The organism is Actinomyces gaoshouyii (assembly GCF_002072175.1).
Taxonomy (GTDB): Bacteria; Actinomycetota; Actinomycetes; order Actinomycetales; family Actinomycetaceae; genus Actinomyces; species Actinomyces gaoshouyii.
On record NZ_MVIV01000013.1, the window covers coordinates 11407 to 36393 of the forward strand.

The 24987-nt window shown below is 71.7% G+C and carries 20 protein-coding genes; 18 read left to right on the forward strand and 2 right to left on the reverse strand.

Annotation, left to right across the window (positions count from 1 at the left end):
• The first annotated feature begins 15 nt into the window (after positions 1-15).
• Together menD and B1H50_RS09080 are read left to right on the forward strand one after the other, a co-directional pair.
• A complete protein-coding gene (gene menD / locus B1H50_RS09075) occupies positions 16-1821 on the forward strand; it encodes a 2-succinyl-5-enolpyruvyl-6-hydroxy-3-cyclohexene-1-carboxylic-acid synthase (RefSeq protein ID WP_080463459.1) in 1806 nt (601 codons plus the stop codon).
• A gap of 244 nt (positions 1822-2065) precedes the next feature.
• A complete protein-coding gene (locus B1H50_RS09080) occupies positions 2066-3457 on the forward strand; it encodes a S1C family serine protease (RefSeq protein WP_080463460.1) in 1392 nt (463 codons plus the stop codon).
• Positions 3458-3484: 27 nt separating this feature from the next.
• Here B1H50_RS09080 and B1H50_RS09085 read toward each other — a convergent pair whose 3' ends face one another.
• Positions 3485-4900 (reverse strand): isochorismate synthase, encoded by a 1416-nt coding sequence (locus B1H50_RS09085; protein ID WP_080463461.1) that lies wholly within the window; start codon positions 4898-4900, stop codon positions 3485-3487.
• A complete protein-coding gene (locus tag B1H50_RS09090) occupies positions 4897-5595 on the reverse strand; it encodes a demethylmenaquinone methyltransferase (RefSeq protein ID WP_080463462.1) in 699 nt (232 codons plus the stop codon). Before B1H50_RS09090 ends, B1H50_RS09085 begins: the two co-directional genes overlap by 4 nt.
• A gap of 349 nt (positions 5596-5944) precedes the next feature.
• On the opposite strand from B1H50_RS09090, the gene B1H50_RS09095 reads away from it, so the two are divergent.
• Genes B1H50_RS09095 through B1H50_RS09170 form a run of 16 tightly spaced genes read left to right on the forward strand, consistent with a single transcriptional unit; the run spans position 5945 to position 24945 of the window.
• Positions 5945-7276 (forward strand): geranylgeranyl reductase family protein, encoded by a 1332-nt coding sequence (locus B1H50_RS09095; protein WP_080463463.1) that lies wholly within the window; start codon positions 5945-5947, stop codon positions 7274-7276.
• On the forward strand, positions 7273-7632 hold the full coding sequence (gene ndhC / locus B1H50_RS09100; protein WP_080463464.1) for an NADH-quinone oxidoreductase subunit A: 360 nt from the start codon (positions 7273-7275) through the stop codon (positions 7630-7632). Before B1H50_RS09095 ends, ndhC begins: the two co-directional genes overlap by 4 nt.
• A gap of 31 nt (positions 7633-7663) precedes the next feature.
• Positions 7664-8284, forward strand: a complete 621-nt coding sequence (locus B1H50_RS09105) for an NADH-quinone oxidoreductase subunit B (protein WP_080463465.1) — start codon at positions 7664-7666, stop codon at positions 8282-8284.
• On the forward strand, positions 8281-9060 hold the full coding sequence (locus tag B1H50_RS09110) for an NADH-quinone oxidoreductase subunit C (protein ID WP_080463466.1): 780 nt from the start codon (positions 8281-8283) through the stop codon (positions 9058-9060). The genes B1H50_RS09105 and B1H50_RS09110 overlap by 4 nt, the downstream gene beginning before the upstream one ends.
• Positions 9060-10448, forward strand: coding sequence for an NADH-quinone oxidoreductase subunit D (locus B1H50_RS09115; protein WP_080463467.1), 1389 nt, complete (start codon positions 9060-9062; stop codon positions 10446-10448). Before B1H50_RS09110 ends, B1H50_RS09115 begins: the two co-directional genes overlap by 1 nt.
• Positions 10448-11185 (forward strand): NADH-quinone oxidoreductase subunit NuoE, encoded by a 738-nt coding sequence (nuoE, locus tag B1H50_RS09120; protein ID WP_080463468.1) that lies wholly within the window; start codon positions 10448-10450, stop codon positions 11183-11185. Before B1H50_RS09115 ends, nuoE begins: the two co-directional genes overlap by 1 nt.
• On the forward strand, positions 11182-12534 hold the full coding sequence (gene nuoF, locus B1H50_RS09125) for an NADH-quinone oxidoreductase subunit NuoF (RefSeq protein ID WP_080463469.1): 1353 nt from the start codon (positions 11182-11184) through the stop codon (positions 12532-12534). The genes nuoE and nuoF overlap by 4 nt, the downstream gene beginning before the upstream one ends.
• Positions 12535-12537: 3 nt before the next feature.
• Positions 12538-15291 (forward strand): NADH-quinone oxidoreductase subunit G, encoded by a 2754-nt coding sequence (locus B1H50_RS09130; protein WP_095532533.1) that lies wholly within the window; start codon positions 12538-12540, stop codon positions 15289-15291.
• Positions 15288-16706 (forward strand): NADH-quinone oxidoreductase subunit NuoH, encoded by a 1419-nt coding sequence (gene nuoH, locus B1H50_RS09135; RefSeq protein ID WP_080463471.1) that lies wholly within the window; start codon positions 15288-15290, stop codon positions 16704-16706. The genes B1H50_RS09130 and nuoH overlap by 4 nt, the downstream gene beginning before the upstream one ends.
• On the forward strand, positions 16699-17385 hold the full coding sequence (nuoI, locus tag B1H50_RS09140) for an NADH-quinone oxidoreductase subunit NuoI (RefSeq protein WP_080463472.1): 687 nt from the start codon (positions 16699-16701) through the stop codon (positions 17383-17385). Before nuoH ends, nuoI begins: the two co-directional genes overlap by 8 nt.
• Positions 17382-18362 carry an NADH-quinone oxidoreductase subunit J gene (locus B1H50_RS09145; RefSeq protein WP_080463473.1) on the forward strand — a complete coding sequence of 327 codons (981 nt, stop codon included), beginning with the start codon at positions 17382-17384 and terminating at the stop codon, positions 18360-18362. Before nuoI ends, B1H50_RS09145 begins: the two co-directional genes overlap by 4 nt.
• Positions 18359-18658 (forward strand): NADH-quinone oxidoreductase subunit NuoK, encoded by a 300-nt coding sequence (nuoK, locus tag B1H50_RS09150; RefSeq protein ID WP_080463474.1) that lies wholly within the window; start codon positions 18359-18361, stop codon positions 18656-18658. The genes B1H50_RS09145 and nuoK overlap by 4 nt, the downstream gene beginning before the upstream one ends.
• Before the next feature lie 20 nt (positions 18659-18678).
• Positions 18679-20688, forward strand: coding sequence for an NADH-quinone oxidoreductase subunit L (gene nuoL / locus B1H50_RS09155; RefSeq protein ID WP_080463492.1), 2010 nt, complete (start codon positions 18679-18681; stop codon positions 20686-20688).
• Positions 20689-20702: 14 nt separating this feature from the next.
• Positions 20703-22253 (forward strand): complex I subunit 4 family protein, encoded by a 1551-nt coding sequence (locus tag B1H50_RS09160; RefSeq protein ID WP_080463475.1) that lies wholly within the window; start codon positions 20703-20705, stop codon positions 22251-22253.
• Entirely contained in the window at positions 22250-23842 is a 1593-nt protein-coding gene (gene nuoN, locus B1H50_RS09165; protein ID WP_080463476.1) for an NADH-quinone oxidoreductase subunit NuoN, read from the forward strand. The genes B1H50_RS09160 and nuoN overlap by 4 nt, the downstream gene beginning before the upstream one ends.
• On the forward strand, positions 23839-24945 hold the full coding sequence (locus B1H50_RS09170) for a polyprenyl synthetase family protein (RefSeq protein ID WP_095532534.1): 1107 nt from the start codon (positions 23839-23841) through the stop codon (positions 24943-24945). The genes nuoN and B1H50_RS09170 overlap by 4 nt, the downstream gene beginning before the upstream one ends.
• Positions 24946-24987: the final 42 nt, after the last annotated feature.

The following is a 24987-nucleotide window of genomic DNA, read 5'->3' on the forward strand; positions in this document are numbered from 1 at the left end:
CGAAGCCGAGGACCGATGCAGCCCCCCTCACTCACCGCTGCCGCCGCTATCGTGGAGGCCCTGGTGGCCACGGGTGTCCGCTGGGCGGTCCTCAGTCCCGGATCGCGATCCGCCCCCATGGCCTACGCCCTGGCCGAGGCGGAGGCCGCCGGGCTCCTGGGCCTGCGGGTCGTCCTGGACGAGCGCAGTGCCGGCTTCACCGCCCTGGGCATGAGCCGCGCGGCCCTCCTGGAGGGCCGGCGCGCCCCCGCCGCCGTCGTGACCACCTCCGGCACCGCAGTGGCCAACCTCCACCCGGCACTCGCGGAGGCCGATGCCGCCGGCATCCCGCTGGTCGTCATCTCCACCGACCGCCCACACGAACTTGTGGGCACCGGCGCCAACCAGACCACCGCGCAGGCGGGCATCTTCGCGCTCGCCCCGCGCGCGACCGCCGATATCCCCGCCGATCTCACGGCCCCCGGCCCGGCCGGACTGGGTGAGGAGGCCGGGCGGGCGGCCATCACCGGGCAGGTCCGCAGGGCCGTTCTCGCCGCCGCCGGGACGCTGACCCGCGACCCGGGCCCCGCCCACATCAACGCCCGATTCCGCCCGCCGCTCACGCCGGGCGACGGGACCATCCTGGGGGAGTCGCGCCCGCGTGCCGCATACGCAGGCCCCGCGAAGGAGCCCGCCGCCCCCGCGCCCCGGCTCGTCTGGGAGGCTCCTGGCGCGCCAGCCAACGTCGTGGACGAGGGGGGAGGCGCCCCAGGTCTCATCATCGCGGGCGACTGCCCGGACCCCGCTCTCGGCGCCCTCGCCGTCCGAGTGGCCGAGCGCCTCGGGTGGCCGCTCCTCGCCGAACCGACTTCAGGCGCCCGCCACGGTGCCACCGCCCAGTCCCGCTACGCGGAGCTGCTCGCCACTCGCGGCGGGCGCGATCTGGCGCGGCGGGCGCGCAGCCTCCTCGTCGTCGGTCACCCCAGCCTCAGCCGCCCCGTCAGCGCCCTCCTCGCCCGCGACGATGTGCGGATCAGCATCCTGGCGGATCGGGCCAGGATCACCGACGTCGCCGGGACCGCGCGGCGAGTTATCGCCGTTGAGCCCGCCGGCACCCCCGACGGCCTGGAGGATCAGGCGGCGCGGATCGCGGGCCTCCTCGACCGGGCAGGGCCATCCTGGGCGGCTGACTGGACGAGTGCCGTCGCGGCCCTCAGCCCGCCCTCTGGACCATGGGGGGGCGCCGTCGCCGCCCCCGGTGATCCCCGAGGGGCGATGCTCACCGCGGACGAAGCCGCCCTCACCGTCTGGGAGTCCTGCACCCTCGATCATGCGGGTGCCGATGCCCCTCTGCTCGTCGTCGGCTCATCGATGACGATCCGCCGCCTCGACCGGCTCGCGCCCGTGGGCGCGCCCGCGCCGACCGCCGTCGCCAACCGGGGCCTGGCCGGTATTGACGGGACGATCGCCACCGCCGGCGGCCTCGCGCTCGCCTCGGGAAGGCCGGTGCGCGCGCTCATGGGCGACCTGGCCTTCCTCCACGACGCCATGTCGCTCGGCCATGGCGAGCTCGAGTGCGAGCCCGACCTCCAGGTCATCGTCCTCGATGACGCCGGTGGCTCCATCTTCAAGGGTCTGGAGTACGCGGGGGTGCCGGGGCCGAAGCGATTCAGCCGCCTGTTCTCCACCCCGCAGCGCGCGGATGTGGCCAATATCGCCCGAGGGTTGGGCGTGGATGTGATCGAGGCCCCCGACCGGGATTCGCTCGAGCGCGTCATGGCTCAGCCCGTGCGCGGATCGAGCGTGGTCAGGGTCCCGTGCCCTCCTGTTGATGAGCGCTGAGGGGCGCTGCTGCGCCCGATGGCCGTTGAACGCCGCTGCTGCACCGATCGACGCCTCGATCGCCGGACCCCTCGATGCGATGACATATGATGCTACGGCCTACCAGGCGACCGCCGCTGGGTTCCGCTCGGGGAGCTCATCGCACGGGCCGACCGCAAGGAGCGGGAATGAGGAGCGGCACGGCCCTGTCGGCTTGTCCGGCAGCCGGCACAGATGAATGGGGACGAGCCCCGAGGAGGAGAGCATGAGCACTTACGACGAGTCGAACGGCCAGTCCCACGTCCAGGGCGGGGCCGCGGGCCCAACCGCCCCCGCCGGCTATAACTTCGAGCAGGACTCCCGCCCGGGCTCCGATGCCACTGCCGATGCTTTCGGGGCGCCCATGGCCACGGGCGCTGCTGACGGCGCGTTCCCCGTCTCTCCGGCGACCCCGACGAAAGAGCGGCGCGGGCCCGGTTGGGGGGCCATGGTCGGCATGACCGCCGCCGCGGCCCTGCTCGCCTCCGGCGGCACCTTCGCCGCCGTCCGCTACGGCGCCGACGGCGCCCTCTCCTCGAACGGCCCCATCCCCGTGGCGACCGGCTCCACCACGCAGACAGTCACCTCCCAGGGGACGATCCCCGATTGGCAGGCCGTCACCGCCGCCGTGTCGAACTCGGTCGTCTCCATCACGGTGTCCGTGGGGGAGAGCGGCGCCGTCGGCTCCGGTGTCATCTACGACTCCCAGGGGCACATCCTCACGAACCAGCATGTGGTCGCGGGCGCCTCGAAGATCATGGTGACCCTTGCCGACGGGCGCATCTACGGTGCCGACATCGCCGGCACTGACGCCAGTACCGATCTGGCCGTCATCAAGATCAAGGACGCGCCGAGCGACCTCACCGTGGCGCAGATCGGTGACTCGGACTCCCTCGTGACCGGCCAGGGCGTTATGGCGATTGGCAATCCGCTGGGCCTGTCCTCCACGGTGACCACCGGTATCATCTCGGCGCTCGACCGCCCTGTGGTCACCACCCAGGAGGACACCGGCGACTCCTTCGGGAACTTCGACCAGCCCCAGCAGGCCCCGCAGCAGGGAGGCCTCGGCGGCCTGCTCGATATGGATCAGAAGCCCACGTCGCAGGTCTACACCAACGCCATCCAGATCGATGCCGCGATCAACCCCGGCAATTCCGGCGGGCCGCTGTTCGACGGCAGCGGCAAGGTCATCGGCATCACCAGCTCGATCGCCTCGACGGGGGGTTCCGGCTCCGCGGGCGAGAAGGCCGGGTCGATCGGCATCGGCTTCGCTATCCCGGTCAAGCTCGCTCAGAAGGTCGCCGACCAGCTCATCAGCAGCGGGAGCGCCTCGCACGCCTATCTGGGGGTGAGCATCGGCGACGGCAGTGCCGAGGCCGGCGGCGTCCTGCGCACCGGCGCGAAAGTCGGAAGCGTCGAGCAGGGTTCCCCCGCCGCCAACGCCGGCCTTGAACAGGGCGATGTTATTACGGGGATCAACAACAAGGTCACTAGCAGGGCCGCGGCGCTCACCGGCTTCGTGCGCCAGTACTCGGCGGGGGACAAGGTGACGCTCACGGTCGTCCGCAGCGGCAAGTCACAGCAGATCGAGGTCACTCTCGCCGAGAAGACTTCCTGACCCTCGTCGCCGAGACCGGTCTCGTTCCTATTCTCGACCGGTCTCGGGTATAGGGAGCGCGCCGAGGGCGCCGAGCATGGGACGCATCTTCGCGCGGGTCTCGGCGAGCTCATCGTCGGGATCGGAGTCCGGCATGATCCCGCCGCCCCCGAAGACCCTCACCGGTCCGCCGGGCGCGGCGATGGAGCCACTGCGCAGCGCGATGCACCACTCGCCCTCGCCGTGCCAGTCCACCCAGCCCACCGGCCCCGCGTAGCGCCCGCGGTCCATGCCCTCGACCTCCTCGATGATCCGGCCCGCCGCCTCGCGCGGCGTCCCGCAGACCGCGGCGGTGGGGTGCAGGGCCCCCACGAGGGACAGGGCTCCCGCGTTGCCCGCGACGACCCCGGTGATATCGCTGGCCAGGTGCAGGACATTGGGCAGCTCCAGGAGGAAGCGCTCGGGCGCCTCCACCACCGAGCACAGTGGCATGAGCGCCTCGATCGCCGAGGCCCGCGCCAGGGCGTGCTCCCGGTTGTTCTTCGCCGAGCCCTCCAGCCAGGCGGCCAGCTCGGCGGTGCGCCGCGGGGTGTCGCCCGGATGACGCCGAGCCGTGCCCGCCAGCACCCGGCTCGTCAGCCTCCGGCCGGCCAGGCGCAGCAGCATCTCCGGCGAGGCCCCGACCATCCCATCGACGGCGAAGGTCCAGCACGACGGGTACGTCCGCCCCAGCCTCCCCAGGATCGTCCCCGTGGGAAGGGGCTCACCGGGAGTGACCAGCACATCCCTGGCCAGGACGACCTTCTGGGCCTCGCCGGCGCGCATGCGCTCGCAGGTGGCGGCCACGGCCGCGCGCCAGCTCGCGTCGTCCAGGGAGTCCTGGGCGACGGCGCTCCCGCGACTGCTCGCAGCGGGGGCCGCCGATGCCGCCTCCAGCAGGTCCGCGAGGAGCGCGCCATGGTCGGGGTGCTCCGCGGGCTCTCCGCCGCCCCCGTCCGCGCCGCCTCCCGGGGCGCCGACCGCAGTCGTCATCCAGGCCCCGCTCTCATCGGCACCCACGATCACCTCCGGCACGAGCAGCACGGAATCGGCCGCCGAGCGGTCCGAGAACGCGATCGTCCCCGCCGCTACCGGACCTGTGCCCGGACGGACCAATGGATCGCGCCACCAGGAGGCGTAGACCGTCGCCCGCCAGGCGCGGCGCAGCTCCTCGATGCGTCCCGCCCCCCGCGCGCCCAGGACCAGCGCCCGGCCGAGTCCCACGAGGCCCCGTCCCTCGTGAACCCAGGAAACGACGTCGTCGCGCCCGGTGAGCAGGTCGAGCAGCGGCGTGCCGTTGAGGGCGCCGGGCGGCAGCGCGGTGGTCAGGAACGACAGGCGCGGGGGCCGCGCGGCCGCCTCGGCGGCGGTGAGGACCAGCGGCCGCGGCGCCCCGGGGCGCCGGGAGGGCGCGGCACCGCTCACGGCCGCGGCTTGGTGGCCCGGTGGACGGCGACAATCCCGCCCGACAGATTCTTGTAGCCCACGCCGCGCCACCCGGCCTCCTGCATGAGCGCCGCCAGGGCGCGCTGGTCGGGCCAGGCGAGGATCGACTCGCCCAGGTAGTCGTAGGCCTCGGTGTTTGACGAGACGAGGCGGGCCAGGGCCGGCAGCGCCGTGCCGAGGTAGAAGCGGTAGGCCGTGCGGAAGGCCCGCCGGGCGGGCGAGGAGAACTCGGCGATGACCAGGCGCCCGCCCGGCCGGGTCACGCGCGCCATCTCGCGCAGGGCCGTAGAGGTGTCCTGCACGTTGCGCAGCCCGTAGGAGATCGTGACGACGTCGAAGGATCCGTCGGCGAAGGGCAGGTCCATCGCGTCGCCCTCGACGAATTCGATGCCTGGGTGACGGCGCCTCCCCTCGGCGACCATCCCGGGGGAGAAGTCACAGGCGATGACGTCGGCCCCCTCGGCCGCGTACTCCGCGGCCGAGGTGCCGGTGCCGGCGGCGAGGTCGAGGATCCGCGTCCCGGGGCGGGCGGCGACGGCGGCCCGGGTGACCCGTCGCCACATGCGCACCTGCCACAGGCTCATGACGTCATTGGTGAGGTCGTAGCGGTGCGCGACCGCGTCGAACATGCCCGCGACCTCGCGGGGGTCCTTGGAGAGGGAGGCTCGGCTCATGGCCCCATCATTCCAGGAAGTCGCCGGCGTCCCCGCTCGCGCCGGCCGGCGCGAGCGGGGACGCCATGGGGGACCCTGGTCCTAGGAAAAGCGGCATTTGGATACGAGCGGCGGACGTAATTCGCTTGTCTGATCACTTGTCGCCAGTCACAGGAAAGTGCTCGAATCGTTGCGATTCCGCAGGTGGCATCCTTGGGATGGTCGAGGGCCGAGACCGCGCCGTCATCTCGGTAGAGTCTTCCCAGGCCCGCCGTGCCGGATGGGTCACATGACCCTCTGCCCGCGCGCCGCCAGTGCCGCGGACTCCCCGTCAGGGCCATGGCGCGAGATCCCCGAAGGAGACTGGCCGATGACGATCGCCCCCACGAGCCGCAGCGCCCCGGCGGCGCGGCAGCCCTCGCGCGGGAGTGATCTGAACGCCGACGCCGTCGTCGTGGGCGCCGGCCCGGCCGGCTCATCGGCCGCTTACCACCTCGCCACCCTCGGCCTGGACGTGCTGCTCGTGGAGAAGGGCGAGCTCGGCCGGGACAAGGTCTGCGGCGACGGCCTCACCCCCTCCGCCGTGCGCGAACTCGCCTCCATGGCCGTGGACACCACCGGCTGGCAGCGCAACGTCGGCCTGCGCGTCATCGGCGGCGGGCATCGCCTCACCTTCCCCTGGCCCGAGCAGGCCTCCTTCCCCTCCTACGGGATGGCCCGCCCCCGCGCCCAGCTCGATGCCGACCTCGCCGCCCACGCCCAGCGCGCCGGCGCCCGCCTCCTGACCGGAGTGACCGTCACCGGTCCGGTCCTGACCCCCTCCGGGCGCGTCGTCGGGGTCGACGCCAAGCCCACCGCCCGCGTCGAGGCGCCCGGAATCGAGGCCCCCTCGCGCCTGAGCGCCCCCCTCGTCATCGACGCCGGCGGTGTCTCCGCGCGCCTGGCCACGGCCGTGGGCCGCGCCAAGAACGAGCGCAGGCCCCTGGGCGTGGCCGTGCGCGCCTACTTCCGCTCTCCGCGCGGTGATGACGAGTGGATGGAGTCCCAGCTCGAGCTGTGGGACGGCAAGCCCGGCGAGTCCGACCTCCTGCCCGGCTACGGCTGGATCTGGCCCGTGGGTGACGGCATTGTCAACGTCGGGCTCGGCTCGGTCTCGTCCCGGGCCGCCACCACCCGCATCGACTACCGCGGAGCCTTCGCCCGCTGGATCGCGAACTGCCCGGCGCAGTGGGGCTTCACCCAGGACAACCAGACCGGGCGCCTCGCCTCCGCCGCCCTGCCCATGGCCTTCAACCGCAAGCCCCACTACGCCGATGGCCTCATGCTCCTCGGCGACGCCGGCGGCATGGTCTCCCCCTTCAACGGCGAGGGAATCGCCCAGGCGCTCATGTCCGGGCGCCTCGCCGCCCAGGCCGCCGCCCAGGCCGCCGTGCGCTCCACCCGGGCCGGCCGCGAGCAGGCGCTCGCCCAGTACCCGGCCGCCCTGAGCGCGGAGATGGGCGGCTACTACACGCTCGGGCGCCTCTTCGTCGCCCTCATCGAGCACCCCGAGGTCATGCGGATCTGCACCCGCTACGGGCTTCCCCGCAGGCGCCTCATGAGGCTCGTCACCAAGCTCCTGTCCGATGGGTGGGAGCGCCGCGGCGGTGACGCCGTCGACCATTTCATCCAGCTCCTGACAAGGATGGTGCCAGCAGCATGAATCCGTACGTCTCACTGCTCATCATGGCCGGGGTGGCGCTCGTCGTCGCGCTGGGTGGGCTGGCGCTGTCGGCGATCATCAGCCCGAACCGGACCAACAGGGTCAAGGTCGCCAACTACGAGTGCGGGATCGACCCCACCCCCGTCAACACCGAGACCGGGCGCTTCCCCGTCTCCTTCTACCTCGTGGGCATGACCTTCATCATCTTCGACGTCGAGGTCGTCTTCCTCTACCCATGGGCCACCGCCTTCGCCCGGCTCGGGTTCTTCGGGCTGTCCGCCGCGCTCGTCTTCATCGCCCTCATCACGGTGCCCTACATCCTGGAGTGGCGCCGCGGCGGTCTGGACTGGGACTGAGCGGGACACGACGGAAGAGAGGCGCGCAGCGATGAATATGGACTCCTACCGCGACAAGATGAACTCCATCCCCTCCAAGCGGGATGATCTGACGGCCCGGGCCATCGAGTCGGTCGAGGGCCCCGGCTTCCTGCTCACCAGTGTCGAGAAGCTCGCCGACCTGGGGCAGGCCCGCTCCCTGTGGCCCGTCACCATGGGCCTGGCCTGCTGCGCCATCGAGATGATGGCCACCGGCACACCCCGCTTCGACATGGCCCGCTTCGGTTGGGAGGTCTTCCGCGCCTCGCCCCGCCACGCCGACGTCATGATCGTCTCGGGCCGCCTCTCCCACAAGATGGCCCCCATCATCCGCAACGTCTACGACTCGATGCCCGAGCCCAAGTGGGTCATCTCCATGGGCGCCTGCGCCTCCTCCGGCGGCATCTTCAACAACTACGCCATTGTCCAGGGCTGCGACCACGTCGTCCCGGTCGACATCTACCTGCCCGGCTGTCCGCCCCGCCCCGAGATGCTCATCAACGCCATGCTCGAGCTCACCCGTCAGATCGAGGTCAAGCCCATGCTCAAGCACCGCGAGGACATCGCGCGCGCCGTCGAGGCCGCCGCCCTCGCCGCCACCCCCGTGTCCGAGATGAAGGGCCAGCTCGCATGAGTGACACCACCGCGCCAAAGGACGGCGCCCCCGCCGAGGAGCTCCAGGCCCCCGCCCCCGCGGGCCCGGCCGTTCCCGAGATTGCCGGCACCCCAGTGCGCCCCGAGCTGCGAGTCGAGGTCATCTCCCACCACAGCGGGCAGTTCGGCGCCGCCGATGCCGGTGACACCACCGGTTACGGCCTCACCCGGTCCGCCGTCACCCTGGCGCCCGCCGCCACCCGCCCCTACGGCGGTTGGTTCGACGACGCCGTCGACGCCCTCGTCGAGGACCTGCGCGCCTCAGGCGTCGACCCGGCCGCCGCCATTGAGAAGGTCGTCGTCGAGCACGGCGAGCTCACCCTGTTCATCGCCCGTGAGCACCTGCTCGACGTCGTCGCCCCCCTGAGGGACGACCAGGACCTGCGCTTCGAGCTGTGCCTGGGCGTGAGCGGCGTCCACTATCCCCAGCTGGCCGGGCGCGAGCTCCACGCCTGCTTCCAGTTCATGAGCCTGACCCACGGCGCGCGCATGATCCGCCTGGAAGTCGCCTGCCCCGAGTCCGACCCCCATGTGCCCTCCATCGTCTCCCTCTACCCCGGTGACGACTGGCATGAGCGCGAGGCATGGGACCTCATGGGCATCGTCTTCGATGGGCACCCGCACCTGACCCGCTCGGCCATGCCCGACGACTGGGTCGGGCACCCCCAGCGCAAGGACTACCCGCTCGGCGGCATCCCCGTCGAGTACAAGGGCGCCACCACCCCGCCCGCCGACACCCGGAGGTCGTACCGCTGATGAGCACCACCGCAGCCTTCGCCGCCGCCGGTCCCGCCACCGACGACCTCGCCGACGGCGCCCCGCAGTACACGCTGTCCGGGGGCGACTGGGACGACGTCGTCGCCCGGATCGCCGCCCGTGACGAGGCCGACCGCCTCAAGCACGACCGGATCGTGGTCAACATGGGGCCCGTCCACCCTTCCACCCACGGCGTGCTCCGCCTCGTCCTGGAGATCGATGGCGAGACCGTCACCGAGGTCCGCGTGGGCACCGGCTACCTCCACACGGGCATTGAGAAGAACATGGAGTACCGCACCTGGGTGCAGGGCGAGACCTTCGTGACCCGCATGGACTACGTCGCCCCCTTCTTCCAGGAGGTCGGCTACGCCCTCGCCGTCGAGAGGCTTCTGGGCATCACCGACGACATCCCCGAGAAGGCCACCGTTACCCGGGTCCTGCTCATGGAGCTCAACCGCATCGCCTCGCACGTCGTGGCCGTGGGCACCGGCGGCAACGAGATGGGCGGCACCACGCTCATGACCATCGCCTTCCGCTGCCGCGAGAACATCCTTCGCGTCTTCGAGATGGTTTCCGGCCTGCGCATGAACCACGCCTACGTGCGCCCCGGCGGGCTTGCCCAGGACCTGCCCGAGGGCCTGACGGACTTCGTGCGCTCGGTCATGCCGGATATGAAGAAGGACATCCACGAGCTCGAGCTCTTCCTCATGGAGAACCCGATCCTGAAGTCCCGGTTCATCGGAGTGGGCGAGATCTCCCTGGCCGGCGCGATGGCGATGGGGCTGACCGGCCCCTGCCTGCGCGCCACCGGCTACCCCCTCGACCTGCGCAGGACCAACCCCTACTGCGGCTACGAGACCTACGACTTCGAGGTCCCCACCTACGAGCGCTCCGACTGCTACAACCGCCTGCGCCTGCGCGTCGACGAGTGCTACCAGTCCCTCAAGATCGTCTCGCAGTGCCTGGAGCGCCTCGACGCCATTGCCGCGCGCGGCAATCACCCCTCGAACACCGCCATGGTGGCCGACCCCACCATCGCCTGGCCCGCCCGCATGGCCATCGCCACCGACGGCCAGGGCCAGTCCTTCGAGCACGTCCGCGAGATCATGGGCAGCTCCATGGAATCCCTCATCCACCACTTCAAACTGGTCACCCAGGGTTTCCGCGTCCCCGCGGGCCAGGTCTTCCAGCAGGTGGAGCACGCCAAGGGCTTCCTGGGCATCCACGCCGTCTCCGACGGCGGCACCCGTCCCTACCGGGTCCACTTCCGCGACCCCTCCTACTCCAACCTGCAGTCCCTGGCCCTCATGGCCGAGGGCGGCATGATCGCCGACCTCGTGCCCACTCTGGCCTCGATCGACCCCGTCCTGGGAGGCGTGGACCGCTGATGAGCACGAACCCGACCACCACGGCGCCCGCGGCCGACCAGGCCGCCATCCCCGCAGCCCTCACCGCCGCCTGGGACGAGGCCACCGCCGCCCGGCTGCTCGCCGACATCGAGGTCATCAAGGGCCGCTACCCCGCCGAGCACCAGCGCAGCGCGCTCATCCCCATGCTCCACCTCATCCAGAGCGTCGACGGCTACGTCTCGCCCGCGGGCATCGCCCTGTGCGCCGAGGAGCTCGGCCTCACCCGCTCCGAGGTGAGCGCCGTGGCCACCTTCTACAGCCAGTTCCGCCGCCACCCCGCCGGTGAGTACCACGTGGGCGTGTGCACCAATGCCCTGTGCGCCGTCATGGGCGGGGACGAGATCTGGGAGGCGGTGTCCGCGCGCACCGGGCTCGGCTCCGACGAGACCTCCGAGGACGGCCGCATCAGCCTGGAGCGCATCGAGTGCAACGCCGGCTGCGACTACGCCCCGATCGTCATGGTCAACTGGGAGTTCTTCGACAACCAGACGCCCGCCTCCGCCGTCGCCCTCATCGACGCGCTGGAGAGCGGCGAGGGCGCGCGCCCCACCCGCGGGCCGGACACCCTGCCGACCTTCCGCGCCAACGAGCGCGTCCTGGCCGGATTCGAGGACGGTCACGCCGACGAGGGCCCCTCGGCCGGCGAGCCCAGCCTGCTCGGCCGGCGCATCGCCGCGGCCAATGGCTGGACCAGCCCGAAGGAGGACACGAAGTGAGCACCACCGCCGACGCCCAGCCCGCCGGCCCCGCCTTCACCGCACCGGGCACCCTCACCCCCGTCCTCACCGAGCACTGGGGCGAGGACCGCTCCTGGACCCTGGAGCACTACCGCTCCGTGGGCGGCTACGAGGGCCTGGCCCGCGCCAAGGCCATGAGCCCCGAGGAACTCGTCGGCCTGGTCAAGGGATCCAACCTGCGCGGCCGCGGCGGCGCCGGATTCCCCACGGGCCTGAAGTGGTCCTTCCTGCCCCCCATGGACGGCCAGCCCCGCTACCTCGTCGTCAACGCCGATGAGTCCGAGCCCGGCACCTGCAAGGACATCCCCACCATCCTGGCCAACCCCCAGGCCCTCATCGAGGGGGTCGCCATCACCTCGCGCGCCATCGGCGGTGACCTCGCCTTCATCTACCTGCGCGGCGAGGTCGCCCACGTCTACCGGCGACTGCTGGCCGCCGTGCGCGAGGCCACCGATGCCGGCCTGCTCTCCACCGGATTCGGGCTCGACGGCGCCCAGCCGCTGCGGATCGTCGCCCACGCCGGCGCCGGCGCCTACATCTGCGGAGAGGAGACGGCGCTGCTCGACTCCCTCGAGGGCCGCCGCGGCCACCCCCGCCTCAAGCCGCCCTTCCCCGCCGTCGCCGGTCTGTACGGGCGGCCCACGGTCATCAACAACGTGGAGACCATCGCCTCCGTGCCCGCGATCCTGGCCAAGGGCCCCGACTGGTACAACGCCATGGGCACCGAGCGCTCCAAGGGACACGGCATCTTCTCCCTGTCCGGGCATGTGGCCAGCCCCGGCCAGTTCGAGGCCCCCTTCGGTATCACCATGCGCCGGCTCATCGAGCTCGCCGGCGGTATCCGCCCCGGCCACAGCCTCAAGTTCTGGGTGCCCGGCGGCTCCTCCACCCCGATCTTCACCCCCGACGAGCTCGATGTCCCCCTCGACTACGAATCGGTCGCCGGTGCCGGCTCGATGCTCGGGACCCGCGCCCTCCAGGTCTTCGACGACACCGTCTCCGTGGTGCGCGTCGTCGCCCGGTGGACGGAGTTCTACCAGCACGAGTCCTGCGGCAAGTGCACCCCTTGCCGCGAGGGCACCTACTGGATGCGCCAGATCATGCTGCGCCTCGAGGCCGGCAAGGGCCTGCCCGGCGATGTCGAGAAGCTCGAGGACATCGCCGGCAATATCGCCGGGCGCTCCTTCTGCGCCCTCGGCGACGCCGCGGCCACCCCGGTCCTGTCCGGCATCAAGCGGTTCCGCGGCGAGTTCGAGGCCGGCTACACCACGCCCGCCCGCGAGCTCTTCCCCTACCGCGCCTCCTCCATCCTCGAAAGCGCCAGGTGAGTCATGACTGAGATGGTCAACATCACGATCGACGGCGTCCCCGTCGAGGTCGCCAAGGGAACGCTGCTCATCCGCGCCGCGGAGCGGATCGGCGTGCGCATCCCGCGCTTCTGCGACCACCCCCTGCTCGGGCCCTCGGCCAACTGCCGCCAGTGCCTCGTCGAGGTCGCCATGCCGGACCGCGAGGGCAACGTGCGGCCCATGCCCAAGCCCCAGCCCTCCTGCGCCATGACCGCCACCGAGGGCATGGAGATCTCCACCCAGGCCACCAGCGCGGTGGCGGCCAAGGCCCAGGCCGGCACCATGGAGTTCCTCCTCATCAACCACCCCCTGGACTGCCCCATCTGCGACAAGGCCGGGGAGTGCCCCCTGCAGAACCAGGCCCTGGAGCTCATGGGCACCGGCGGTCAGTCCGTTACCCGCTTCACCGACGTCAAGCGCACCTTCCCCAAGCCCCTGCGCCTGACCAGCAACGTCCTGCTCGACCGCGATCGCTGCATCCTGTGCCAGCGCTGCGTGCGCTTCGCCGACCAGATCGCCGGCGACCCCTTCATCGCCCTCCAGGGGCGCGGCGGCGGCCACCCCGCCGCCGATGGGCACAGCGGGGGCCTCTACTCCGAGCAGATCGGCCGCTTCGACTCCACCGTCCTCGACTTCCTCGATCCGGACGCACCCTCCGCCCCCGAGGCCCAGCCGATCCGCGGCGCGCACGGCCTCACCCCCGCCGAGGGCCTCGTGGGCCCCTCCGGCGATCCCGGCGCCGCCGACGGCCTGGCCCCCGGGCCGATCGACCCCGGCCGCGGCGACCTCGACGTCTCCGGGCGCCCCTTCGCCTCCTACTTCTCGGGCAACATCATCCAGATCTGCCCGGTGGGCGCCCTCACCTCCGCGCGCTACCGCTTCCGCGCCCGCCCCGTGGACCTCGTCTCCACCCCCTCGGTCACCGAGCACGACGCCTCCGGCTCCGCCATCCGCGTCGACATGCGCCGCGGCACCGTCCTGCGCCGCCTGGCCGGCGATGACCCCGAGGTCAACGAGGAGTGGATCACCGACAAGGACCGCTTCGCCTTCGCCTGGGCCACCGCCCCCGACCGCCTGACCACGCCGCTCGTGCGCGACGAGGCGGGCGAGCTGGTCCCCACCTCCTGGTCCGACGCCCTCGACGTGGCCGCCCGCGGACTGGCCCGCGCCGCCGACGACGGCGGGGTCGGGCTCCTGCCCGGCGCGCGCCTCACGCTGGAGGACGCCTGTGCCTGGTCCCGCTTCGCCCGGACCGTGCTGGGCACCAATGACATCGACCAGCGCGTGCGCGACCACAGCGCAGAGGAGGACACCTTCCTCGCCGCCCGCGTGGCCGGCACGGGCCTGAGCGCCGTCACCTACACCAGCCTCGAAACCGCCGGCCAGGTCCTCCTGGTCGGCTTGGAGCCCGAGGACGAGTGCGGTTCGCTCTTCCTGCGCCTGCGCAAGGGCGTGCGCGCCGGCGGCGTGAGGGTCGCCTCCCTCACCAGCGTGCTCACCCCCGGCCAGGCCAAGATGAGCGCCGAGTCCATCCTCGTCGTCCCCGGCGAGGAGGCCCGTGCCGTCGCCCTCCTGTCCCAGACGCATCCGGCGCTCGTCGAGGCCCTCAAGGCCGACGGCGCCACGATCCTCGTCGGCGAGCGCGCAGCCGCCGTCCCCGGCCTGCTCACCACCATCGACACCCTGGCCACGGCCACCGGGGCGCGCCTGGCCTGGGTGCCGCGCCGCGCCGGCGAGCGCGGGGGCATCGAGGCCGGCGCCCTGCCCTTCCTCCTTCCCGGCGGGCGGCCCGTCGCCGACGCCACCGCCCGCGAGCAGGTCGCCGCCGCCTGGGGAATCCCCGCCACCGGTGAGAACGCCCGGCCTCTTCCCGAGGCCCCCGGCCGCGACACCACCGCCATCCTCACCGCCCTGACCGACGGCGCGCTGGGCGGGCTCGTCATCGGCGGCGTCGACCTGCGCGACTTCCCCGACCCGGGCCTGGCCCGTGCCGCCCTGGCCGCCTCCGCCTTCACCGTGCAGCTGGAGGTGCGCCGCTCCGAGGCCTCCGAGCACGCAGACGTCGTCCTCCCCGTGGCGCCGCCCGTGGAGAAGAACGGCACCTTCGTCAACTGGGAGGGGCGCGTGCGCCCCTTCGGGCAGGCCCACGTCTCGCGCACCCGCACCGACCGCCAGGTCCTGGGCATGCTCGCTGCGGAGATGGGTGCGGACCTGGGCGTGGACAGCCTCGAGACCCTCCACGACGAGCTCGCCGGCCTGGGTCTGTGGGCCGGGGCCCGCCCCGCCGTCACCTTCAGCGAGGCCCCCGCCGCGCAGCCGGCTGCCGGGCCCCTCACGCCGTCGTCGTCCCCCTCCGGCCTGTCCGCAGTGCTGGCCACTCACAAGCCGATGCTCGATGCTGGACGCCTCCAGGACGGCGAGGCCTTCCTCGCCGCCACGGCCCTGCGGCCCGTCGCCCGCCTCGGCGCCGACCTCGCCGCTCGGCTGGGCGTCGTCGGTGGCCAGACGGTCGAGGTGTCCACCGACACGGGCGCCATCCGCCTGCCTGCGGTCATCGGGGGAGTCGGAGACGGCGTCGTCTGGCTCCCCGAGTGCTCCGCCGGTTCGACCGTGCGGCAGAGCCTCGGCGCGCACCACGGCTCGCCCGTGCGCGTGTCGCTCCCCATCAGCGGTGCGACCGGGCCCTCCGGCAGCGCCGCCCAGCCAAACACGTCCACTGCGGAGGTGATCCGATGAGCACCGCGTCACTCATCCTCGCCCCGGCGGCGCTGCCCGTCGCCACGAGTGGGGGAGTCAAGGCCGACTTCAGCGGGGAGACCTGGTGGCTCACGCTGCTCAAGGCCGTCTTCCTCCTGGCCTTCCTCATCCTGTCCGTCATCATGGTCCTATGGGTGGAGCGCCGCGGGCTGGCCCGCATGCAGACCCGTCCCGGCCCCAACGTCAACGGCCCTTTCGGCCTCTTCCAGGCCATCGCCGACGCCACCAAGCTGATCCTCAAGGAGGACTTCTGGCTCGGCGGCGCTGAGAAGCTCCTCTACCTGGCGGCGCCGATCCTCACAGCCTTCACGGCTTTCATGGTGTACGCGGTCATCCCCTTCGGGCCCGAGGTCTCTATCCTCGGGCACCGCACGCCCCTGCAGATGGCCGACTTCCCGGTGGCGATCCTCTACATCCTCGCCGTCACCTCCTTCGGCGTCTACGGCATCATCCTGGGCGGCTGGTCGACCCACTCCACCTACCCGCTGCTGGGCGCCGTGCGCAGCGCCGCTCAGGTCATCTCCTACGAATTGAGCATGAGCCTGTCGATCCTGACGGTGTTCCTCGCCTCGGCCACGATGTCCACCTCCGGGATCGTCGCCGCGCAGGACAGGATGTGGTGGGGCATCGCCATGATCCCCAGCTTCCTCATCTACGTCGTCTCCATGGTCGGTGAGGTCAATCGCCTGCCCTTCGACCTGCCCGAGGCCGAGGGCGAGCTCGTCGCCGGCCACATGGTGGAGTACTCCTCCATGAAGTTCGCCTGGTATTTCCTGGGCGAGTACATCAACATGTTCAACGTCTCCGCCGTGTGCGTCACTCTGTTCCTGGGCGGCTGGCACTCCGGCTTCGGATGGCTGTGGGCCGGCTCGGACAAGGGCTGGTGGCCGATGCTCTGGTTCATCGCCAAGGTCTGGACCGTCATGTTCTTCATGATCTGGACCCGCGGGACCCTCGTGCGCATCCGCTACGACCACTTCATGAAGCTCGGCTGGAAGTTCCTCATCCCGGTCTCCCTGGGCTGGTTCGCGCTGGTGGCCGTCGTCCAGGGCTACCGCGCCTTCTCCGGCGGCTCCACCCGGGGCCTGCTCATGGTCCTGGCCGTCGTCTTCCTGCTGGCCATGCTCATCCTGCTCATCCTGCCCGCCGGCGATGAGGAGACCGGCTCCGCTTCCCGCGCGGGCCAGGGCACCGGCGAGCTCGTGGCTCCCGGCGAGGAATTCGACGCCTACGCGGGCGGCTACCCCGTCCCGCCGATGCCCGGCCAGAGCCTGCCGATCACGCCCAGGGCCCGCCGCGCGGCAGTGGCCGCCGCCCTCGCCCCAGCGGGCGCCGCGGCAGGCCCCGCCGGCACCCAGTCCGCCGCGACCTCCCAGGAGGGGACCGATGACTGACCAGACTCCCAACCCGCGCGCTTCCGAGCACGACCGGTGGCTGCGCGACGCCCCCGGCCCCTTGGCCCGGACCTTCGCGCCCGTGGCCGGGTACGGGGTCACCATCTCCTCGATGTTCCGGCCCACGGTCACCGAGCAGTACCCCTTCGAGCCGGCCAACCTCATGCCGCGCTACCACGGCCGCCACCAGCTCAACCGCTACGACGACGGCCTGGAGAAGTGCATCGGCTGCGAGCTGTGCGCCTGGGCCTGCCCTGCCGACGCCATCTACGTCGAGGCCGCGGACAACACCCCCGGCGCCCAGTACTCGCCCGGCGAGCGCTACGGCCGCGTCTACCAGATCAACTACCTGCGCTGCATCTTCTGCGGCATGTGCATCGAGGCCTGCCCCACCCGGGCGCTGACGATGACCCACGAGATCGAGGAGCTGGTCGGCCCCACCCGCACCGGCCTCATCTACGAGAAGACCGACCTCCTCGCCCCTGTCCCGGACGGCGCCCTGGACGCCCCGCACCCCATGGCCGAGGGCACCGAGGACGGCGACTACTACCGCGGCGCCGTCACCGGGCCGACCCAGGCGCAGGCCGACTGGGTGCGCGCCCACCGACCCGAGGACCCGACCCTCGCCACCGCGAAGGTCGTGACGGCCCCCGCCAGGCCGAAGGAGGCCGTGCGATGAGCTCACCCATCATCCTCCCGCTGGCGCCCGCGCCCGCGGCCCTCAGCGGCACCGGGACGGTGACCCTCGGCGAGACGATCCTCTTCGGCGTCGTCGCCCTCGTGACCATCGCCTGCGGCGTCGGCCTGCTCACCGCCAAGCACGCCGTCGCGGCCGCGGTCAACATGATCGTCATCATGATCGGCCTGGCGATCCTCTACATCGCCAACGAGGCCCCCTTCCTGGGCGTCACCCAGGTGGTGGTCTACACCGGCGCCATCATGACCCTCGTCCTATTCGTCATCATGCTCGTCGGAGTCGGCGGCGAGGAGCCCGTGGGCGCCACCTCCTCCAGGTCCCAGGTCCCGCTCATCGCCCTCATCGGGGCGGCTCTCGCCGGCGCCCTCGGCGTGACGGTCTGGCAGACCTCCCTGCCCCGCCCCGCCGGCCTCGACTCCGGCTCCGCCGCCGATCCGGCCGAGCTCGCCACCGCCCTGTTCAGCCATCACGTGGTCACCATGGAGCTCACCGCGATGCTCCTCATCGTGGCGGCCCTGGGCGCGCTGACCCTCACGCACCGCCAGCGCATCCGCCCCAAGCGCTCCCAGGCGAGGATCGCCCAGGAGAAGCTGCGCGACTACGCCATCAAGGGCACTCACCCCGGCCAGCGGCCCATGCCCGGCGTCTACGCCGCCACCAACTCCGCCGCCGCCCCCGCCCTGGACGCCGATGGCACCGCCGTCGAGGAGTCCATCCCCCGCGTCCTGCGCGCCCGGGAGCTCGGCTACGAGCTGGCCGAGGTCTCGCCCGAGACCGCGGCCGCCGCCCGGGCCGGCCGGATCAGCGCCCGCACCGGGGCGCGCATCGCCCAATCCGGCATGGCCTCCATGCCCGGCGCCGCCGCCCCGGCGGTCATCCAGCCCATGGCCGCCCCGGCCCCTCCCGAGGCCACGGCCGCGGATCCCAGCCGGACCGAGGCGAAGGAGGAGGACAAGTGAGCATCGGCCTCTACATCATCCTGGCGATCATCCTGTTCTCCCTCGGCGCGCTCACCGTGCTGCTGCGCCGCAACGCGATCATCGAGCTCATGGGCGTCGAGCTCATGCTCAACGCCGTCAACCTCGTGCTCGTCACCTTCTCACGCGTCCACGGCAACCTGACGGGGCAGATCTTCGCCTTCTTCGTCATCGTCGTGGCCGCCGCCGAGGTCGTCGTGGGGCTGAGCATCGTCGTGTCCATCTTCCGAACCCGCAGGGGAGTGTCGGTCGACGACATCAACCTGCTCAAGAACTGAAGGGGGCTGACGTGAGCATGATGGGCGCACTTCCCCTCGCACTGGCACCCGCCGTCTCCGCCGGGCACGCCACCCACGCCGCCACCGGCGCCGCCGCGCTGGCCTGGCTCCTCATCGCGGTGCCCGCCGCCAGTGCCGCGATCCTGCTGGTCGCCGGCCGCCGCTCCAACTCCTGGGGCCACTGGCTGGGCCTGGCGGCCGCCGTCTTCACCGCCGTCCTGGGACTGACGATCATCGCCCAGGTTGCGGGCATGGCCGAGGGCCAGCGGATCATGAGCGCCAAGCTCTGGCACTGGTTCAGCGCCGGAAGCCTGCGCATCGACGTCGGCCTGCGCATCGACCCGCTGTCCCTCACCTTCGTCGGCCTGGTCACCTTCGTCGGCTCCCTCATCCACCTGTACTCGGTGGCCTACATGAGCCACGACCGCGATCGCCGCCGCTTCTTCGCCTACCTCAACCTCTTCATCGCCGCGATGCTCACCCTCGTGCTCGGCGACTCCTACATCACCCTGTTCGTCGGCTGGGAGGGCGTGGGCCTGGCCTCCTACCTCCTCATCGGCTTCTGGAACACCGCCGACGCCGACGACCCGCGCGCCGCGCGCGACAAGAGTATGGAGAATGCCACCGCGGCCAAGAAGGCCTTCATCATGAACCGCGTGGGGGACATGGGCCTCCTCGCGGCCATGATGACGATGGTCTCCCAGGTCCACTCCGTGGCCTTCGACGCCGTCCTGCCGGCCGCCGCCAGCGGCGGGCTCACCACCGGCTGGCTGACGGCCATGGGCTTGTTCCTCCTCGTGGCCGCCTGCGGCAAGTCCGCCCAGTTCCCGCTGCAGGCCTGGCTGGGCGACGCCATGGCCGGCCCGACGCCGGTGTCCGCGCTCATCCACGCCGCCACGATGGTCACCGCCGGCGTCTACCTCATGGTGCGCTCGGGCGCCATCTTCCAGGGCGCGCCGGCCGCGCAGACGGCCGTCGCGATCGTCGGCGCCATCACCCTCCTTCTCGGCGCGATCATCGGCTGCGCCAAGGACGACATGAAGAAGGTGCTCGCCGCCTCCACCATGAGCCAGATCGGCTACATGATGCTCGGCGCGGGCCTGGGCCCCATCGGCTACGCCTTCGCGATCCTCCACCTTCTCACCCATGGCTTCTTCAAGGCCCAGCTATTCCTGGGGGCCGGCTCCGTCATGCACGCCATGGGCGACCAGGTCGACATGCGCCGCTTCGGGGCGCTGCGCACCGCCATGACGATCACCTGGGCCACGATGGGCATCGGCTGGCTCGCGATCCTCGGCATCCCGCCCTTCAGCGGCTTCTGGTCCAAGGACAAGATCATCGAGGCCGCCTTCATCGGCGAGGGCGCCAAGCCCTGGATCCTGGGCTCCATCGCTCTCGTGGGCGCCGGCATCACGGCCTTCTACATGTCCCGCCTCTTCTTCATGATCTTCCACGGCAAGGCCCGCTGGACCACCGAGAAGGACATCGAGGGCCCCGTCCACCCGCACGAGTCGGGATGGATGATGACCCTCCCGCTGCTCATCCTGTCCGTATTCTCCATGGGCCTGGGCGGCGCCCTGGCGACCGGGGACATCTTCGTCACCTGGCTCGAGCCGGTCACCGGCCATGCCGAGCATGGCGAGCCGGTGCTGCCCGCGACCGTCATCATGGGCGCCACGCTGGCCCTGGTCATCGTGGGCGCGCTCGCCGCATGGCTCATGTACGCTGCCCGCCCCGTGGCCACCGTCGTCCAGCCCTCCAACGCGCTCGTCGAGGCGGCGCGCAAGGACATGCACCAGGACGCGATCAACGAGGCCATCGCCATGCGGCCCGGTCAGGGCCTCGTCCTGGCCGCCACCGCCTCGGACCGCTACGTCGTCGACGGCGCCGTCGAGGGCCTGGCCAGCGGCACCGCGGCGCTCGGCCGGCTCGTGGGCCGCACCGAGTCCGGGTACGTGCGCTCCTACGCCGGCTACATGGCCGCCGGCACCGTCCTGGCCCTCATCGCCGTCCTGGCCACCAGGTTCTGAGAGGACACCGCCACATGCAGACACTCACCGTCGCCACGGGCCCCTACCCGGTGCTCTCCCTCATGGTGCTGGTCCCCCTCATCGGGGCGCTGCTCCTGGCCATTCCCGCCCTGCGGGGCCAGGCGCGCGGCCTCGGCCTGGTCATCGCGCTCGTCGAGCTCGGCCTGGGCATCTGGGCCGCCATCCTCTTCGACCCTCGCGCGGGGACCGCCTACCAGCTCGCCGAGACCCGCCAGTGGATCCCGGCCATGGGCGCCTCCTGGGCGCTGGGCGTCACCGGCCTCGGCCTGGCGATGCTCCTGCTGGCCGTCTTCCTCGTGCCCATCGTGATCCTGGCCTCCTGGGGCGAGATCCCCGCGGACCGCCAGGCCGGCTTCGCCGGGCTCATCCTGGCCCTCGAGGCCTTCATCATCGTCATCTTCAGCGCGCGCGACGTCCTCCTCTTCTATCTCGTCTTCGAGGCGATGCTCATCCCCGTCTACTTCCTCATCGGCCGCTACGGGGGGCCAGACCGGCACCGCGCCGCCATCAAGTTCCTCCTCTACTCCCTGGCCGGCGGCCTCGTCATGCTCATCGGCGTCGTCGCGCTGGCCGTGTACGGCTCCGGCGGCGAGGGGAACTACCTCATCGAGAACCTGTCCCAGGGGCTCACCTCCTCCACGGACGCGACCCGGGGCATCTTCGTCACCTTCCTCATCGCCCTCGCCATCAAGGCCCCGATGGTGCCTCTGCACACCTGGCTGCCCGACACCGCCGAGCAGGCCACCCCGGGCACCTCAGTGCTGCTCATCGGCATCCTGGACAAGATCGGCACCTACGGGATGATCGCCATCGTCCTGCCGCTCTTCCCCGAGGCCTCCCGCTGGGCGGCGCCGGTCGTCCTGCCCCTGGCGATCGTCGGCATCATCTACGGCGGGCTCGCCGCCATCGGCCAGGACCACCTCTACCGGCTCATCTCCTACACCTCCATCAGCCACTTCGGCTTCATGGTGCTGGGGATCTTCATCGGCAACCAGATCGCCGCCGTCGGCGCCATGGTCTACATGGTCGCCCACGGGCTGTCGATCGCCGGCCTCTACCTCATCACCGGTTTCATGGCCCGGCGCACCGGGACCGTGCGCATCAGCGAGCTCGGCGGCATTGCTCGCGTCATGCCGCTCGTCGCCGGGACCTTCCTCTTCTCCGGCCTGGCGTCCATCGCCCTGCCGGGCCTGTCCGGCTTCATCCCCGAGTGGATGGTCCTCACCGGCAGCTTCTCGGCCGAGCCCGTCTACGGGCTTCTCGCACTCCTGGGCGTCATCATCGCCGCCGTCTACATGCTCCTGCCCTACCAGAGGGTCTTCACCGGGGCACCGGCCCCGGAGCGCGTCGGCAGCCAGGACCTCGACGGCCGTGAGCGCGTCGTCGTCGCCCCCATCCTCGTCGCCATGCTGGTCCTCGGCCTGGCGCCCGCCGTCCTGACCGGCATCCTCGACGGCGTCGGGGCCCAGACCGCCGCCACCATGACCGGGGCGGGTTCTCAGCCCGCCGCCATGGCCCCCGTCACGGAAGGGAGCAGCAAGTGAGCTTCACCGCCCCGTCCATCCAGTGGGCCGGCCTCGTCCCGGTCCTCATCATCCTGGGAGCCGCTATCCTCGGCGTGCTCATCGAGGCCTTCATGCCGCGCCGCGCCCGGCACCTCGCCCAGACGATGCTGGCCGTGCTGGCCATCCTCGGCGCGATCGTCGCCATCGTGTGGCGCTGGAGCGTCGTCGTCGACGGCAGGGCGCCCGGTTACCCCGTTGTCGGCTTCAACGAGGACAACTTCGGCATCGCCGCCCAGGGCGTCCTGCTCATCATCGGCCTGCTGTCCATCCTCGTGATCTCGGACCGCACCGAGATCGGCGACTCCGCGTTCGCCGCGCAGGCCGCCGACCGCCCCGGCAGCGCCGAGGAGAGCGAGTCCATCCACGCCGGCTGGGTCGCCACCGAGGCCTTCCCCCTCACGCTGTTCTCGCTGGCCGGCATGATGCTCTTCCCGGTGGTCAGCGATCTCATCTCCCTGTTCGTCATGCTCGAGCTCGTCTCACTGCCGCTATACGTCATGGCCGCCATGGCCCGCCACCGCCGCCTGCTCAGCCAGGAGGCCGCCATGAAGTACTTCGTCCTGGGCGCCTTCGCATCGGCCTTCCTCCTCATGGGCTCCGCCCTCCTGTACGGCGCCTCCGGCTCCGTGCTCTACAACGACCTCCAGAACGGGAACCGGATTCAGCCGGGGGTCGCCTCGGCCGTGGACGGCGCCATCGCGGGTGTCGACTGGCTCGTGCTCGCCGGCGTCGCCCTCGTGCTCGTGGGCCTCCTGTTCAAGATCGCCGCCGCGCCCTTCCACGCTTGGAGCCCGGACGTCTACCAGGGCGCCCCCACCCCGGTGACCGGCTTCATGGCAGCCGGGGTCAAGGCCACTGCCTTCCTCGCCCTCGTGCGGTTCTTCTACATGGTCGGCGGGGGGCTGAGCTGGGACCTCGCCCCCGTCCTATGGACCATCGCCATCCTCACCATGGTGGTGGGCACCGTCGTCGGCATCGTCCAGCGCGACGTCAAGCGCATGCTCGCCTATTCCGCGATCGCCCACGCCGGCTACATGCTCATCGGCATCATCGCCTACAACCAGCGCGCGATCACCGCGATCCTCTTCTACTCCCTGGCCTACGGCATCGCCACGGTCGGCGCCTTCGGCGTCGTCTCCCTCGTGCGCGAGTCCCACGGCGGGGGAGCTGGCGCCGAGGCCACCGGCCTGGACGACTACCGGGGCCTTGCCCGCCGCAGCCCCTGGCTCGCCGCTGCCATGACATTCTTCCTGCTGTCCTTCGCGGGCATCCCGCTCACCGGTGGTTTCATCGCGAAATTCCAGCTCTTCGTCGCCGGTATCGACGGCGGGGCGACCTGGCTCGTCGTCATCGCGGTCGCGAGCTCGGCGGCCACGGCCTTCTTCTACCTCAGGCTCGTCGTGCTCATGTACTTCCGCGCCCCCGAGGGCGAGGGCGTCACCGTCGTCGACTCCCAGGGCACGGCCGCGGCCGCGCTCACCTTCGCCGTCCTGGCCACGATCGCCCTGGGCGTCCTGCCCCAGGCCGCGCTCACGGTGCTCGGCGACGCGGCTATGCTCATCCCGTGACCACACCGTTGCCACTGAGCGCCCCGGAACTCGAGGGCCGCATGGCCCCCGCCCTCGACGCCGTGGAGGAGCGGCTCATGGCGATCGTCAGCAACGCCGACGAGACCATCAACCCTCCCACCTCCCACCTGGCCAGGGCCGGTGGCAAGCGCCTGCGCCCCACCCTCGTGCTCCTGACCGCCCAGCTCGGCGACCCCGAGCGCGCCACCGGTGAGGCGGTGAGGGACGCGAGCGTGGCCGTGGAGCTCACCCATATCGCCACGCTCTACCACGACGACGTCATGGACGATGCCCCGCTGCGCCGCGGCGCCCCCAGCGCCCAGACAGTCTGGGGGAACTCGGCGGCCATCCTCGCGGGCGACATCCTCGTGGCCCGCTCCTCCCAGCTCATCGCCGCTCTCGGCCCTGAGGCGACCCTCGCCCACGCGCGAACCTTCGAGCGCCTGTGCACCGGCCAGCTCCACGAGACCCTCGGCCGCCCCGCGGGCACCGACCCGGTGGACCACTACATCCAGGTGCTCGCGGACAAGACCGGCTCCCTCATCGCCGTCTCCGCCCGCTACGGCGCGATGCTCACCGGCGCGGGCGCCGAGGTCGAGGCCATCGTCGAGGAATTCGGCGAGCGGATCGGCATCGCCTTCCAGCTCGCCGACGACGTCATCGACCTGGCCTCCGACTCCGAGACCACCGGTAAGACCCCCGGAACGGACCTGCTCGAGGGCGTGGACACCATGCCCGTCCTCCTGCTTCGCACCGCCCTGGCCGCGGGGGAGCTCGACGCCGCGGGCCAGTCGATCCTCTCCGACCTGTCCTCCGCGGACCTGCGCGATCGCGCGGTCCTCGCCGGGGTCGTCGCGCGCCTGCGCGCCCACCCCGTTCTTCAGCGCACCCGGCGGATGGCGACATCCTGGGCCGACGACGCCATCGCCGGTCTGGAGGGCCTGGAGGAGGCCGTCCTCACCGCGACCCGCGAGCGCCTGGCCTCAGGCGGCGTGGTCGGAGACGATCTGAGGACGGCCCTGGCCGACGCCCGCGAGCGCGCCCGGGTGGTGCGGGGGCTGCTCGAGGACTTCGCCCACCAGCTCGTCGACCGCGCCGCCTGAGGCCGGTCCTCCGCGCGGAGGACCGGCGGGCCCGCCGCCCCC

Bases quoted from the DNA above. Each gene is read 5' to 3' on its own strand.
- B1H50_RS09115 (WP_080463467.1), top strand. From the start codon at position 9,060: ATGAGCACCACCGCAGCCTTCGCCGCCGCCGGTCCCGCCACCGACGAC.
- B1H50_RS09130 (WP_095532533.1), top strand. From the start codon at position 12,538: ATGACTGAGATGGTCAACATCACGATCGACGGCGTCCCCGTCGAGGTC.
- B1H50_RS09110 (WP_080463466.1), top strand. From the start codon at position 8,281: ATGAGTGACACCACCGCGCCAAAGGACGGCGCCCCCGCCGAGGAGCTC.
- nuoE (WP_080463468.1), top strand. From the start codon at position 10,448: ATGAGCACGAACCCGACCACCACGGCGCCCGCGGCCGACCAGGCCGCC.
- B1H50_RS09145 (WP_080463473.1), top strand. From the start codon at position 17,382: ATGAGCTCACCCATCATCCTCCCGCTGGCGCCCGCGCCCGCGGCCCTC.
- ndhC (WP_080463464.1), top strand. From the start codon at position 7,273: ATGAATCCGTACGTCTCACTGCTCATCATGGCCGGGGTGGCGCTCGTC.
- menD (WP_080463459.1), top strand. From the start codon at position 16: ATGCAGCCCCCCTCACTCACCGCTGCCGCCGCTATCGTGGAGGCCCTG.
- nuoL (WP_080463492.1), top strand. From the start codon at position 18,679: ATGGGCGCACTTCCCCTCGCACTGGCACCCGCCGTCTCCGCCGGGCAC.
- nuoI (WP_080463472.1), top strand. From the start codon at position 16,699: ATGACTGACCAGACTCCCAACCCGCGCGCTTCCGAGCACGACCGGTGG.
- B1H50_RS09105 (WP_080463465.1), top strand. From the start codon at position 7,664: ATGAATATGGACTCCTACCGCGACAAGATGAACTCCATCCCCTCCAAG.
- B1H50_RS09160 (WP_080463475.1), top strand. From the start codon at position 20,703: ATGCAGACACTCACCGTCGCCACGGGCCCCTACCCGGTGCTCTCCCTC.
- B1H50_RS09080 (WP_080463460.1), top strand. From the start codon at position 2,066: ATGAGCACTTACGACGAGTCGAACGGCCAGTCCCACGTCCAGGGCGGG.
- nuoH (WP_080463471.1), top strand. From the start codon at position 15,288: ATGAGCACCGCGTCACTCATCCTCGCCCCGGCGGCGCTGCCCGTCGCC.
- B1H50_RS09090 (WP_080463462.1), bottom strand. From the start codon at position 5,595: ATGAGCCGAGCCTCCCTCTCCAAGGACCCCCGCGAGGTCGCGGGCATG.
- B1H50_RS09095 (WP_080463463.1), top strand. From the start codon at position 5,945: ATGACGATCGCCCCCACGAGCCGCAGCGCCCCGGCGGCGCGGCAGCCC.